This is a genomic window from Pseudomonas sp. FW306-02-D09B (genome assembly GCF_058782685.1).
Genome location: NZ_JBYSXY010000002.1, coordinates 266,183 through 279,377 on the forward strand (window position 1 = coordinate 266,183; position 13,195 = coordinate 279,377).

General features: G+C 58.1%; 10 protein-coding genes. 7 read left to right on the forward strand and 3 right to left on the reverse strand.

The window, feature by feature from the left end; translation table 11 throughout:
• The 3 genes from AC3WK5_RS05460 to AC3WK5_RS05470 form a co-directional block, all read left to right on the forward strand.
• The coding region (locus AC3WK5_RS05460) for a hypothetical protein (RefSeq protein WP_492574142.1) at positions 1 to 966 on the forward strand (966 nt) is incomplete at its 5' end.
• A 114-nt stretch (positions 967 to 1,080) separates the two neighbouring features.
• Positions 1,081 to 2,766, forward strand: coding sequence for a hypothetical protein (locus AC3WK5_RS05465; protein ID WP_146039813.1), 1,686 nt, complete (start codon positions 1,081 to 1,083; stop codon positions 2,764 to 2,766).
• Between the two features lie 53 nt (positions 2,767 to 2,819).
• On the forward strand, positions 2,820 to 4,142 hold the full coding sequence (locus tag AC3WK5_RS05470) for a hypothetical protein (RefSeq protein WP_146039812.1): 1,323 nt from the start codon (positions 2,820 to 2,822) through the stop codon (positions 4,140 to 4,142).
• 130 nt (positions 4,143 to 4,272) lie between these two features.
• Here the strand turns inward: AC3WK5_RS05470 and nadE are convergent, their stop codons facing one another.
• The 3 genes from nadE to AC3WK5_RS05485 form a co-directional block, all read right to left on the reverse strand.
• On the reverse strand, positions 4,273 to 5,100 hold the full coding sequence (gene nadE, locus AC3WK5_RS05475) for an NAD(+) synthase (RefSeq protein ID WP_103316287.1): 828 nt from the start codon (positions 5,098 to 5,100) through the stop codon (positions 4,273 to 4,275).
• Between the two features lie 4 nt (positions 5,101 to 5,104).
• Positions 5,105 to 6,331 carry a nicotinate phosphoribosyltransferase gene (gene pncB, locus AC3WK5_RS05480; protein WP_054595380.1) on the reverse strand — a complete coding sequence of 409 codons (1,227 nt, stop codon included), beginning with the start codon at positions 6,329 to 6,331 and terminating at the stop codon, positions 5,105 to 5,107.
• Between the two features lie 293 nt (positions 6,332 to 6,624).
• Positions 6,625 to 7,530, reverse strand: a complete 906-nt coding sequence (locus AC3WK5_RS05485) for a LysR family transcriptional regulator (RefSeq protein WP_103316286.1) — start codon at positions 7,528 to 7,530, stop codon at positions 6,625 to 6,627.
• Between the two features lie 164 nt (positions 7,531 to 7,694).
• Here AC3WK5_RS05485 and amaB point away from each other — a divergent pair, with 164 nt between their 5' ends.
• The 4 genes from amaB to AC3WK5_RS05505 all read left to right on the forward strand — a co-directional run bounded on the left by amaB (position 7,695) and on the right by AC3WK5_RS05505 (position 13,193).
• Positions 7,695 to 9,185 (forward strand): L-piperidine-6-carboxylate dehydrogenase, encoded by a 1,491-nt coding sequence (gene amaB / locus AC3WK5_RS05490; RefSeq protein WP_103316285.1) that lies wholly within the window; start codon positions 7,695 to 7,697, stop codon positions 9,183 to 9,185.
• Between the two features lie 126 nt (positions 9,186 to 9,311).
• On the forward strand, positions 9,312 to 10,595 hold the full coding sequence (gene amaA, locus AC3WK5_RS05495; protein ID WP_103316284.1) for an L-pipecolate oxidase: 1,284 nt from the start codon (positions 9,312 to 9,314) through the stop codon (positions 10,593 to 10,595).
• Between the two features lie 364 nt (positions 10,596 to 10,959).
• Positions 10,960 to 12,093: a branched-chain amino acid ABC transporter substrate-binding protein gene (locus AC3WK5_RS05500; protein ID WP_103316283.1), complete on the forward strand. Its 1,134-nt coding sequence runs from the start codon at positions 10,960 to 10,962 to the stop codon at positions 12,091 to 12,093.
• Between the two features lie 185 nt (positions 12,094 to 12,278).
• Positions 12,279 to 13,193, forward strand: a complete 915-nt coding sequence (locus AC3WK5_RS05505) for an ABC transporter permease subunit (RefSeq protein ID WP_054598222.1) — start codon at positions 12,279 to 12,281, stop codon at positions 13,191 to 13,193.
• The last annotated feature ends 2 nt before the right edge of the window (positions 13,194 to 13,195 follow it).

A 13,195-nucleotide genomic window follows, 5' to 3' on the forward strand; every position in this document is an offset into this window, starting at 1 on the left:
TCTCCTGGCGATCATGTTTTCACAGTCAAGGAGCAGGGTGCCGGTGGGCAGCAGTCGGAGCCCTGGACCGTTACCGTACAGCCAGTGCAAACGGAAAGCCCCGTAATCGAATCAGCCCAAGACTCCAGCAACAATGATGTCCCCCATGAATCGATCACCGAGGCTACAGTTCTCGATCTGACAATCAAGGCAGGCAAGCTCGAACAACTCAGGATTTTGCTCAATGGTGTACCGGGGGATCAGGCGGCCACTAATGGGGACGGTGTTCTGTACTATCAACTGGAGGGTCTGAGACCGGGTGATCAGAACATCACGGTGAAGGGCATTGTGAGCGGGCTGGAGTCGCAGATCTATAACGTTTTCGTGGTGCCCGGTCCGTCGGACGGGAAGCTTGTCATCATTGCTGCCAAAGACGCTCAAGGCAAACCAGTCCTCCCTGCCGGCGCCATAACCACCACCAAGATCACATTCACAGGCACTGCTCAGCCCAGCGCAACGGTCACCCTCAGTGACGTTTTCGATGAGCTGAAAACTGTCGTTGCTGACCTGAACGGCTACTGGCGGCTTACCCTGATTGGTTTGAACGTTCACAACTATCACTTGTCGCTGAGTGCCGAGAATGCCGAATCCCCCATGCTTTGGGGGCTGGCAGTACTCGCCGTTGGAACACCTGTTATCGAGCTGGCAACCGACCTTGCGGGTACGACGATCATCCCGCCTTACGGAGAGACTCCCGGACAGGCGTTTACGCTATCGGGTGTAGGGCCTGCTAATGGGATGCTCACCCTTCATGAGCTTCTCAGTGATGTGGAAATCACTGTCAATGCCGATGCACAGGGAAAATGGACGTCGGCGATACACATCGGACCAGAGCTCAGGGAATTTCACTACGTAGCATCCGCGCCGGGCGAGGGCTCGCCGAAGTCAAATCTCTATCGAGTGCGCAAGGTCGAGCCAGCGAAGTAACAGAGTGTTGATCAGGTACGCGCTGATAATGGTCAGCGCGTCTGAGTCGAGTGCTGGATGAACGTCGACGCTGCCGCTGAGGTTGCGGCGACACCTCTGAGAAGGACCTTGCCCATGACTGCTCACGTTATCGCTCCCACAAAAAGTGATCCCGTCCCGGACCTCAAGCAGCTGACGATCGCACAGGCACTGGATAACGAAAATCTCCCCCCGCTTGATGTCCGCACCAAGCTGACGGCGAAAATACCGACAACGGGATTGTTACCTACCGACAAGCTCCGGGTTTCTCTCGTCGGTGGTCCCGGCTCTGATTCACGAGGTTCGTACGAGAGTCCTTTATTGGATGTCGGGTTTACAAGTCCCCGGACGTTGAATCTGAATAAGGAGGTCGTCGCGTTCCTTCTAGGCAACATAATGACCCTGATCTACAGGATCACACGTGACGGGATAACTTCGCCGGACTCCGAGCCGCTTGTGTTGAACGTGTTGGACCTGCCAGCGGACGCGCTGGAGCAATGTCGGATTTTCGGAAGGGATGACGACGGTACCGGGAGCGTACTGGACCTGACCACCGACACCGAAGACCGGACGATGCGCATTGTCCTCTGGCCGCTGATTGCCGAAGGGCAACCTTGCTGGGTCACTCTGAAGGGCAAAAACGCAGATGGTAACGACTACGAGTCAACCGTGTTTTTGGGGAAGGTCGATCGGGGCTGGATTACCCGTGGCCACATTGACTTGCCTGTTCTCTATAGCGATCTGGAGGCGTTGGCCGATGGATCGGACCTGACAATTGAGTACAAGGTTGCATTTGATCAGCTTGAGGACGAGAGCAAGGCGCACAGTTCGGTGGTGCGAAGCTATGCCGTTAAAAACGCCACAGTAGCGAGGCCCGAGATCATTGAGATAACAGACTTCAACGGGGTGAAGCTCCCTAACGGAGGGTTCACAGCCGCGGACGGCGTAATACTGAAGGGCACCGCTGCTGCCGATCAGGAGGTCTGGATGATTAAGGGGGGGAGCGTCTTCGCTGATAGCCAGGGGAGGTGGGAGTACAAGTTCGAAAAGACAAACCTTAATCTGACGCGCTTTGCTGCTATCGCATCTGATGGCTCGTACTCAGCGGTTTGGATAGTTTTCTTTTTGCGCGAAGGTGTTCCCATCATCACCCGGGTCACGGACTCCAGGGGGGAGCATATCCCCGAATACGGCGCGACGTTTGAATCTGCCGTGACGTTGGAGGGGGCAGCCAACCCTGGTGGAAAGCTCAACATAAACGTCTATGGCCTTGGCGGGAGCTTGCCACTCGTCGATGTGGGCCCTGACGGAGTATGGCGTTGCACCGTGAGCGGGTTGAAAATACGACGTCATGTTATTTTCGTCAGCCATATTAACGACGACTTGGATTCGTTTGGGTGGGAACTCCATGTTGTCGAAGTTGACAGTCCTGTCATTACATCGATCACAGACTCCTTGAATCGTCCTATTCCCCACTATGGCTCGACCTATGATCGAACGGTCAAGTTAACCGGGACAGCTAAAAGCGATAGGGAGCTCCAGGTTTGTAATAAAGACGATCCCATCGGTGAACGCTTCAAAGCTGATGCCAACAGAGAGTGGACTCGCATATTGACCCTCGATCATGACCATTATCAGCGTCTTGGAGTTAAAGCGTTTTATGGGAACGAAGTCACATCACCGACCGCGTATCTTGTTATTTCCCCACTGGATCCAATCACGGCGATGACAGACTCCGATGACGCGGCAATGGTCAGCGCGTCTGAGCCGAATGCTGGATGAACGTCGACGCTGCCGCTGACGTCGCGGCGACTCTTGCGAGAAGGACATTGCTCATGACCGCTCAAGTTATCGCTGCCCAAACACACGCCTTCATCCCGGACCTCGACCCGCTGAAGGTCGAGCAGGCGCTGGATGACGTCAATCTGGAGCCGACCAGCACTATTTCCATGTTCAGGGCGCTGATACCTACGAAGAACCTGCTGCCTGATGACAAGTTCTACGTCGAAATCTTTGGTGACCCCGGCACCCCTGAGGGCGGGAACTACAAAAGCCCGGAATTGCCTCTGGGGGGGCGTGACCCCAGGACTTTGAATTTGGACAAAAAGGTTGTTGCGTTTCATCTGGGCCAAACAATGACGGTGAGGTACTTCATCATTCGGGACGGAGAGGAACCGAAACCCTCTCCAAACCTGGTGCTCAACGTGCACCCCTTGGCAAAAAACGAGTTGGAAGCGGCCCTGATTATCGAGGCAGAGAACAACGGCAGCGGCCCCGGACTGCATCTGACCACCAACCCCGCCGATCTCACGCTGCATTTGAAAAACTGGCCGCTGATTGCCGAGCGGCAGCGGTGTTGGGTTTACCTGGAGGGCAAGAGAGGCGGTCATGCCGATCACCCGCTTACAGTGTTGCAATCGGAACCCGTGGACAAAGCCTGGGTTACTCGCGGTTATCGCGAGGTGAAGGTGCCTTATAGCTACTTCAGGGAGTTGCTCGATGGTTCGCCGTTGAAGGTCATTGTCAGGGTCGCGCTGAACCAGGAAGACGACGAGACCCAGGCGTTTGATTTCGAGGAGCGGGTCTATACCGTGAAAGCATCGGGAGTAACACTGCAAATCACTGACGTGATGGACTCCAGGGGCAACCTTGTCGCCAATACATGGGCGACACTCGACACCAAGCTGACGCTCAAGGGGACGGTTGCGACGATGGAGGGAAAAGTCGATGTTTTTTCGGGGGGCATTCTGTTGGGCGGTGCGAGCACTACTGGAACTCAGTGGAAGTACGACACCGACGAATTAAGTGCCGGAGTCTGCAAGTTTCATACTGAAGAGCGCGATGGCGTCCAACAATCCGATACCTGGACCGTTACCGTCGGTGCCCCCTACATTGAAAGCGCGAGCATTCCCAATGGAGCTGAGAGTTCTGCCGAATTCGTAAGCTTGCGGGGTAAGGCAAAGCCTGCGCAGACCTTTTCGCTTCACAAGAATGGTACAGGCCTGAAACGAGTGACGGCCACGCCTGACGGTGACTGGAGTGATGTATCGACGCTCACGTCAAGGGCCAACGTCTTTGAAGTGGTGGAGCATCAAACAATAATCACGTCACCTGCCTGGACTATCTACCGTATTGATCCTGACAAGCCATTGCCTTGATCTGCACGATACGCCTGTTCCTGATCGACCTGACGGGGCCTGAGAGCAGGCGGGCAGCATCATTAATGCAATAAAAAGCCCACTAAGGAACACTCCTCCAGTGGGCTTTTTTTTATTTACCTGCCACCACTTACGGCGCGAACGGCATTACCCGCTTGTGATGAGTCTTGCGATACGTATCACAGATAATCTTGAACGCCTCTTCACGCACCGGTTCCCCATGCAGGAACGCGTCGATCTCGGCATAGGTTACGCCGTGGGACGCTTCATCCGGTTTGCCGGGTGACAGGTCTTCAAGGTCGGCGGTCGGGATTTTTTCCACCAGCGACTCCGGTGCGCCGAAGCTGCGGGCGATGGCCCGGACCTGGTTTTTTACCAGGCCGCTCAGCGGTGCGAGGTCGCAGGCGCCGTCACCGAACTTGGTGAAGAAACCCATCACCGCTTCTGCTGCGTGATCAGTGCCGATCACCAGGCCGTGGGCGGCGCCGGCGATGGTGTATTGCGCAACCATGCGCATCCGCGCCTTGGTGTTGCCCAATACAAAGTCCACCGAGACCGCGTGCTTGCCTTCGAACGCCGCGACTTCACTGGCCAGCGACTTGACTGCCGGGCCGATGTTCACGGTGTGGCGCTCATCCGGGGCGATGAAGTCGACGGAGGCCTGCGCATCGTGTTCATCGAACTGGGTTTCGTACGGCAAGCGTACGGCGATGAACTTGTAGCCCGCGTCACCGGTGCGCTCACGTAACTCGCGCATGGCCCGCTGGGCCATCAGGCCAGCGGTCAACGAGTCGACACCACCGCTGATGCCCAGCACCAGCGTCTTCAGTCCGGAATTGACCAGGCAATCCTGGATAAAGGTAATCCGCCGTGCGATCTCAGCCTCCAGGGCTGCATGATCGGCGAAGGGCGGTTGGACCTTGAGCTGTTCAGCAATCTCACGCTGTACGGCTTGCATGAATTCACTCCTTGCTAGATGTGCCAGAGAGGGCGGCAGGTACTTGAAACACATGTCGCAAATAGGCGACGAAATTCGGGTCTTTGCAGTGCGTCTTGCCGGCCTCATCGGAAATCTTGGCGACGGGCTGACCATTGCAGGCTGCCATTTTAAGCACGATGCTCATCGGCTCGACACCCGGAATATCGCACGTCAGGTTGGTGCCAATGCCGAAACTGACATTGATTCGACCATGCAACGCGCGGAATATCTCCAGCGATTTTGGCAGCGTCAGGCTGTCGGAGAACACCAGCGTCTTGCTCATCGGCTCGATACCGAGCTTATGGTAGTGGGCGATGGCTTTTTCGGCCCAGGCAATCGGATCCCCGGAATCATGGCGCAAGCCATCAAAGAGCTTGGCGAAATACAGGTCGAAATCACTCAGGAAGGCATCGGTGGTGATGCAATCGGTCAGGGCGATGCCCAGCAGGCCGCGGTATTCGCGAACCCAGCAATCGAGGGCGGCGCTCTGGCTGTCGATCAGTCGCGGGCCAAGTTGCTGGTGCGCCATGATCCATTCGTGAGCCATGGTGCCGAGCGGCTTCATGTCCAGCTCGCGGGACAGGTGCACGTTGCTGGTGCCGACAAAGCGTCCGGGGAAGTCGTGCTTGAGCACGTTCACCACTTCTTCCTGCACGCGGTAGGAGAAGCGCCGGCGAGTGCCGAAATCCGCCACCTGCAGGTGCGAGAGTTCATCGGCGCTGGCATTGGCGCTCAGCCAGTCGAACTTGCGATAGAGCTGCTCGCGGGCCTGCTCCATGACTACTTCACGGTAGCGATAGCGGTTGCGCACTTCGCTGACCACCGCCAGCAGCGGTACTTCGAACAGAATCACATGCAGCCACGGCCCGCGCAGACGGATGAACAACTCGCCGTTCTCGATGCCGGTGTAGATGTAGCGCAGATTGAAGCGGAACAGCCCGAGAAAGCGCAGGAAATCCGGCTTCAGGAAGCTGATGCGCTCCAGGAAACTCAACTGATCGTTGCTCAGGCTCAACTCGGCCAGACGTTCGATCTGAAAACGAATCTCCGCCAGGTATGGGCGCAGATCCTCGCTGTTGCGGCAGCGGAACTCCCATTCGACTTCAACGTTGGGGTAGTTGTGCAGCACCGCCTGCATCATGGTCAGTTTGTAGAAGTCGGTGTCGAGCAAGTTCTGCACGATGCGATCGGCAAACACACTCTCGCTCATAACGGGAATCTCCAGGCTGGCAGCCGCCGAGGGTAGCGACGTTTCAGCTATTTCAATGAATAGGGCTAGTGGCGCATATCGGCGGGCGGTATTGCCAGCATTTTTTAGCGTGGAGCGCTACCTGTGGCGAGGGGGCTTGCCCCCGTCGGAGTGCGCAGCACTCCAAAATCCGATGAACGCGGCATGCCTGATGCAATGTAATTGCAGGTTTTCGGGCCGCTGCGCGACCCAGCGGGGGCAAGCTCCCTCGCCACAAATTCTATTTGCCACAGGTTGTGTGCGTGGCTCCCGTTCTAGGTTGCATCAGGGTTATCGATCTGCTCCAGCATCCAGGTGACAAAATCGCGCACCTTGGGCACTTCTGCCGAGTGTTCGGGGTAGGCCAGGTAATAGGCATCGCTGCTGGGCATTGCGTGCGGCCAGGGGATGACCAGTTTACCGTCGGCCAATTCCTCTTCCACCAGAAACCGCGGCAACAGGGCGACGCCGCAGCCGACTTGTGCGGCGCGGATGCACATATAAAAGGTTTCGAAACGCGGCCCGTGATAGCTGTGCTCGGTCTGGTAACCCTGGCTGTCGAACCAGTCGTGCCAGGCCTGAGGGCGCGAGGCGCTTTGCAGCAACACCAGATCGCTGAGTTGCGTCGGGTCAGTAAATGGCTGCTCCGGCAGGCTACTCGGTGCACAAACCGGCACCAGCTCTTCGCCGAACAGCTTCAGACACTCGGTGCCGGGCCGCGAACCCTGGCCGAAATAGAACGCCAGGTCGCTGCGCCCTTGCAGCAAGTCGTCGGCTTCGTGTTCGTTGCACAGGTCCAGATGAATATGCGGATGCCGCAGGCGCCAGCCTTTCAGGCGTGGCACCAGCCAACGAGCGCCGAAGGTTGAAGGCGTGGACACGCGCAGTACTTCGGTCTCGCCGCCGTAGGAACGCAGGTAGTGGGTCGACATCTCGACTTGCGAGAGAATTTTTCGCACTTCAACCAGGTACAAATCCCCGGCCGGAGTCATTTGCAGGCGTCGACGTACCCGACGGAACAGCAGGTGCTGCAACAGCTCTTCGAGTTGCGCGACCTGTTTGCTCACGGCGCTCTGGGTCAGGTTCAGCTCTTCAGCGGCGCGAGTGAAGCTCAGGTGACGAGTGACCGCCTCGAAACACTGCAACGCAGTGATCGACGGCAAGTGGCGTTTATTCAGCATGGGAGGGCCCTTGTTCTTGTTGCAACGCTTTGCATGAATAAACGGAATGATATCTCGCTTAATCGTCGTTTGTTGGCAAGTCTCGGGGCGGCTACAACTATAGGCCTGAAGCCCCTTGTCTGGGGGCTGTGAATTTTCTGCTTTTCACGTTGAAGGAGTGACCCATGGTTGCCGCATTGCTTGATCGCTTGGGGGTGAACCCGGCCCTGTACCAGAACGGCAAACAGCCCGTGCATTCACCGATCGACGGCAGCCAGATTGCCTCGGTGAACTGGGAAGGCGCTGCTGAAGTCGAGCAGCAGGTCAGTCGCGCAGAGCATGCGTTCGACCTCTGGCGCAAGGTTCCGGCGCCGCGTCGTGGCGAACTGGTGCGCCAGTTTGGCGAAGTGCTGCGCGAGTACAAGGCCGATCTGGGCGAGCTGGTGTCCTGGGAAGCCGGCAAGATCACTCAGGAAGGTCTGGGTGAAGTTCAGGAGATGATCGACATCTGCGACTTCGCCGTCGGCCTGTCGCGTCAGCTCTACGGTTTGACCATCGCCTCCGAACGTCCGGGCCACCACATGCGTGAGTCCTGGCATCCACTGGGCGTGGTCGGGGTGATCAGCGCGTTCAACTTCCCGGTCGCGGTCTGGGCCTGGAACACCACACTGGCGCTGGTCTGCGGCAACTCGGTGATCTGGAAACCGTCGGAGAAAACCCCGCTTACCGCACTGGCCTGCCAGGCGCTGTTCGAGCGCGTATTGAAGAATTTCAGCGATGCGCCGGAGTACCTGAGCCAGGTGATCATCGGCGGCCGCGATGCCGGTGAAGCGCTGGTGGACGACCCGCGTGTGGCCTTGATCAGCGCCACCGGCAGCACCCGCATGGGCCGTGAAGTGGCACCGAAAATCGCCGCACGCTTTGCTCGCAGCATTCTGGAGCTGGGCGGCAACAACGCGATGATCCTTGGCCCAAGCGCCGACCTCGACATGGCGGTGCGGGCGATCCTGTTCAGTGCAGTCGGCACCGCCGGTCAGCGTTGCACCACCCTGCGTCGCCTGATCGCCCACGAGTCGGTCAAGGAAGAGATCGTCACCCGCCTCAAGGCGGCGTATTCCAAAGTGCGCATCGGCCATCCGCTGGAAGGCAACCTGGTCGGCCCGCTGATCGACAAACACAGCTTTGACAACATGCAGGACGCGCTGGAACAAGCCTTGAGCGAAGGCGGCCGGGTGTTTGGCGGCAAGCGTCAGCTCGAAGACAAGTTCCCGAACGCTTACTACGTTTCGCCGGCCATCGTCGAAATGCCGGAGCAGAGCGATGTGGTGCGCAGCGAAACCTTCGCGCCGATTCTGTACGTGGTTGGCTATAAAGACTTCGCCGAAGCGCTGCGCCTGAACAATGCGGTGCCACAAGGTCTGTCGTCGTGCATCTTCACCACTGACGTGCGTGAGGCCGAGCAGTTCATGTCGGCGGTGGGCAGCGACTGCGGCATCGCCAACGTCAACATCGGTCCGAGCGGCGCGGAAATCGGCGGCGCCTTTGGAGGAGAGAAAGAAACCGGCGGCGGTCGCGAATCCGGCTCCGATGCATGGCGCGGCTACATGCGTCGCCAGACCAACACCGTCAACTACTCACTGGAATTGCCGCTGGCCCAGGGGATTACCTTCGACTGAAGGGCCTCATCGCGGGCAAGCTTTGCTCCTACAAATTTGGTGCCATCGGCACAAGTCCCGTAGGAGCAAGGCTTGCCCGCGATGCTTTGCTTTGTTGTTTGTTGGGTTTCTGATCGGAGTCTGGCGATGCCGTTACGCGAAGAGTGCTTATGGGAAAAACTGACGCCGCAACGGCCTGACCGGGCGGCGCTCAAGGGCGAGGTGACGGCGGATGTCTGCGTGATCGGCGCCGGATTCACCGGTTTATCAGCGGCGGTGCATTTGCTGGAGCAGGGCAAAAGCGTCTGCGTACTCGAGGCCAAGCGCTGCGGGCAGGGCGGTTCGGGGCGCAACGTCGGGTTGGTGAATGCCGGGATGTGGATTCCCCCGGACGAGATCGAAGCCGGGTTCGGCGAAGCGATCGGCAGCCAGCTCAATCGCATGCTTGGCGCGGCGCCTGCTTTGGTGTTCAGCCTGATCGACAAATACAACATCGATTGCCAGTTGCGTCGCGAGGGTACGCTGCACATGGCGCACAACGCCCGTGGCGAAGCCGATCTGCGCAGTCGTGAAGAACAATGGAAGCGCCGCGGCGCGCCCGTGGAGTTGTTGACCGGTGCGGTGTGCGAGCAGGCTACCGGTACCAAAAAAATCGCCGCCGCATTACTCGACCGTCGCGCCGGCACGCTCAATCCGATGGCCTACACCAGCGGTCTGGCCAAGGCTGCCGCGGATTTGGGTGGTCAGCTGTTCGATCATTCACCGGTGACCCGGCTCGAACGCCAGGGCCAACGCTGGTCAGTGCAAACCGACGCCGGATCGGTCGTGGCCGAGCAGGTGGTGATCGCCTCCAACGCCTACACCGAAGGCGACTGGACGGAACTGCGGCGTAATTTCTTCCCCGGTTATTACTATCAGGTGGCTTCCGCGCCGCTGACTGAAGAAGCCGCGCAACTGATCCTGCCCGGTGGCCAGGGTTCCTGGGACACCCGTCAGGTGCTCAGCAGTATCCGTCGCGACAAAGATGGCCGGTTGTTGCTCGGCAGCCTGGGCAATGGCAATCAGAAACCAACGTGGTTCCTCAAGGCCTGGGCCGACCGGGTTCAGCAGCATTATTTCCCTTACCTCAAACCGGTGGACTGGGAATGCACCTGGACCGGTTGCATCGCTTTTACCCCCGATCACTTGATGCGTTTGTTCGAGCCAGCACCCGGTCTGGTGGCCGTGACCGGTTACAACGGCCGTGGCGTGACCACGGGCACGGTAGTCGGTAAAGCCTTCGCCGATTATTTGTGTAACGGAAATCCTCAGGCGCTACCGATTCCCTTCGCACCCATGCAGCCACTGGCCGGGGTGGGCCTGCGCAGTTGTCTGTACGAGGCCGGTTTTTCGCTCTATCACGCGGGCCAGTGCCTGCGGATTGTCATTTAAGAGCGCGAATTTGTTGCCGGGAGCGGCGCTTTTTGGCGCAGCGACTAGCCTGTAATGGTGCGGGTTTGTAGCAGTTGCGCACCAGCAGTGTGCAGTTCGGTGACGCACGCTGTTACAGGCCGGTTGCACGTCGTTTGGTGCCGCGGTTGCAATGATGGCGCGTGCGGGTTGCGCCTCAAAAATAAAATGGTTTTACCTTCCGCGGTTTAGACGGTTGCACGCCCAATGAAAAAGGGCCCGAAACAGTCGAAATAACAATAAAGCAGCGACTTTTTGAAGAATAAAAAACCGATGGCACGGCCCTTGCTCTGAGCATTCAGTGAAGTCGCAGTGCCAACTAAAAAAAACCTTGGAGCACCACCTCATGTCCCAGACGTTTTACAAGAAAGGCTTTGTAGCTCTCGCAGTGGCGGCTGCGTTGGGTGTTTCTTCGTTTGTTCAGGCGGATGTCAAACTTGGTGTGGCAGGTCCGATGACCGGTCCTAGCGCTTCCTTCGGCTTGCAATACATGAAAGGCGCGCAGGCGGCGGCGGATGCAATCAACGCCAAGGGCGGCATCAACGGCGAAAAAATCGTACTGGTCCAGGGCGATGACGCCTGCGAGCCGAAACAGGCTGTGGCCGTTGCGAACAAAATGGTCCAGGACAAGGTGATCGGCGTGGTCGGGCACTTCTGCTCGTCGTCGACCATCCCGGCTTCCGAGGTCTACTCCGACGCCGGCATCATCGCAATCACCCCGGGCTCTACCAACCCGACGGTCACCGAGCGTGGCCTGCCGGCCATGATGCGTATGTGCGGGCGTGATGACCAACAAGGTATCGTCGCAGGCAACTACATCGTCGACGTGCTGAAAGGCAAGAAAGTTGCCGTTATCAACGACAAAGACACCTACGGTAAAGGCCTGGCGGACGCAACGGCCAAGCAGCTGACCGCGCGTGGCGTGAAACCGGTTCTTGAAGAAGGCCTGACCCGCGGCGAGAAAGATTTCAGTGCCCTGATCACCAAGGTCCGTTCGGTAGGGGCTGATGTCCTTTACTTCGGCGGCCTGCACCCTGAAGCCGGTCCACTGGTCCATCAACTGCGTGAGCAAGGTCTGAAAGACGTCAAGTTCATGTCCGATGATGGCATCGTCACCGACGAAATGGTCACGACTGCCGGTGGTGCTCCTTACGTCGACGGCGTGTACATGACCTTCGGCGCTGACCCGCGCCTGATTCCAGACAGCAAGGCTGTCGTGGATACCTTCCGCAAATCCGGTTACGAGCCTGAAGGCTACACCCTGTACGCCTACGCCTCGGTGCAAGCCCTGGCTGCCGGCTTCAACGGCGCCAAGTCGAACAAAGGTGAAGAAGCCGCCAAATGGCTCAAGGCGCACCCGGTGGAAACCGTGATGGGCAAGAAGGAATGGGATAGCAAGGGCGACCTGAAAATCTCCGACTACGTGGTTTACCAGTGGGATGCCGCGGGCAAATACCACCAGCTGGACAAACAGAAGTGAGATAAGCGCGCCGCCAGGTCTGGCCCTCTCGATATCCTTCGTGGGGCCCGGCTTGAGTCATGGGTTCTGCAGTCATGCCGACCCGGTATTTTTCTTCTGAGCCACATGAACCTGGTCAGGTGCGCCTCACAAGGGCTCATCGACACCGGGTTCGCGGTGGCCTCTCGAGTTAGTGAGAGTGCATGATGGACGGTATTTTCCTGCAACAAGTTATCAACGGTTTGACCCTCGGATCGGTCTACGGCCTGATCGCCATCGGCTACACAATGGTCTACGGCATCATCGGCATGATCAACTTCGCCCACGGCGAGGTGTACATGATTTCCGCGTACCTGGCGGCAATCAGCCTGGCTCTGCTGTCCTACTTCGGTGTCGAATCCTTTCCGCTGTTGATCCTGGGTACTCTGCTGTTCACGGTCTTCGTGACCGGTGTGTATGGCTGGGTCATCGAACGCATCGCTTATAAACCGCTACGCAACTCCACCCGACTGGCACCGCTGATCAGTGCTATCGGCGTTTCGCTGATCCTGCAGAACTACGCGCAGATCGCTCAGGGCTCACGGCAACAGGGTATTCCTACGCTGCTGAGCGGTGGGCTGCGATTCGACATCGGTACCGGTTTCGTGCAGATCACCTACACCAAGATCTTCATTCTGGTCGCCGCGTTTATCGGGATGGCCCTGCTGACCTACATCATCAAGTACACCAAGTTGGGGCGCATGTGTCGTGCCACCCAACAAGACCGCAAGATGGCCTCGATCCTCGGGATAAACACTGACCGGGTGATCTCCTACGTGTTCATTATCGGTGCGGCCATGGCTGCGCTGGCGGGTGTGTTGATCACGGTGAACTACGGCACCTTCGATTTCTACGCAGGCTTCGTGATCGGTATCAAGGCCTTCACCGCTGCGGTACTCGGCGGCATTGGTTCGCTGCCTGGCGCCATGCTCGGCGGGATCATCCTCGGCGTTTCCGAGTCGCTGTTTTCCGGCGTGATCAACTCTGACTACAAGGACGTCTTCAGCTTCTCGCTGTTGGTACTGATCCTGATTTTCCGTCCTCAAGGCCTGTTGGGTCGCCCACTTGTGGCGAAGGTGTAAGC

What these genes read in the sequence shown, in the direction of transcription:
- AC3WK5_RS05505 (WP_054598222.1), top strand. Translation starts at nt 12,279, where the DNA reads ATGGACGGTATTTTCCTGCAACAAGTTATCAACGGTTTGACCCTCGGA.
- AC3WK5_RS05470 (WP_146039812.1), top strand. Translation starts at nt 2,820, where the DNA reads ATGACCGCTCAAGTTATCGCTGCCCAAACACACGCCTTCATCCCGGAC.
- pncB (WP_054595380.1), bottom strand. Translation starts at nt 6,331, where the DNA reads ATGAGCGAGAGTGTGTTTGCCGATCGCATCGTGCAGAACTTGCTCGAC.
- amaB (WP_103316285.1), top strand. Translation starts at nt 7,695, where the DNA reads ATGGTTGCCGCATTGCTTGATCGCTTGGGGGTGAACCCGGCCCTGTAC.
- AC3WK5_RS05465 (WP_146039813.1), top strand. Translation starts at nt 1,081, where the DNA reads ATGACTGCTCACGTTATCGCTCCCACAAAAAGTGATCCCGTCCCGGAC.
- nadE (WP_103316287.1), bottom strand. Translation starts at nt 5,100, where the DNA reads ATGCAAGCCGTACAGCGTGAGATTGCTGAACAGCTCAAGGTCCAACCG.
- AC3WK5_RS05485 (WP_103316286.1), bottom strand. Translation starts at nt 7,530, where the DNA reads ATGCTGAATAAACGCCACTTGCCGTCGATCACTGCGTTGCAGTGTTTC.
- amaA (WP_103316284.1), top strand. Translation starts at nt 9,312, where the DNA reads ATGCCGTTACGCGAAGAGTGCTTATGGGAAAAACTGACGCCGCAACGG.
- AC3WK5_RS05500 (WP_103316283.1), top strand. Translation starts at nt 10,960, where the DNA reads ATGTCCCAGACGTTTTACAAGAAAGGCTTTGTAGCTCTCGCAGTGGCG.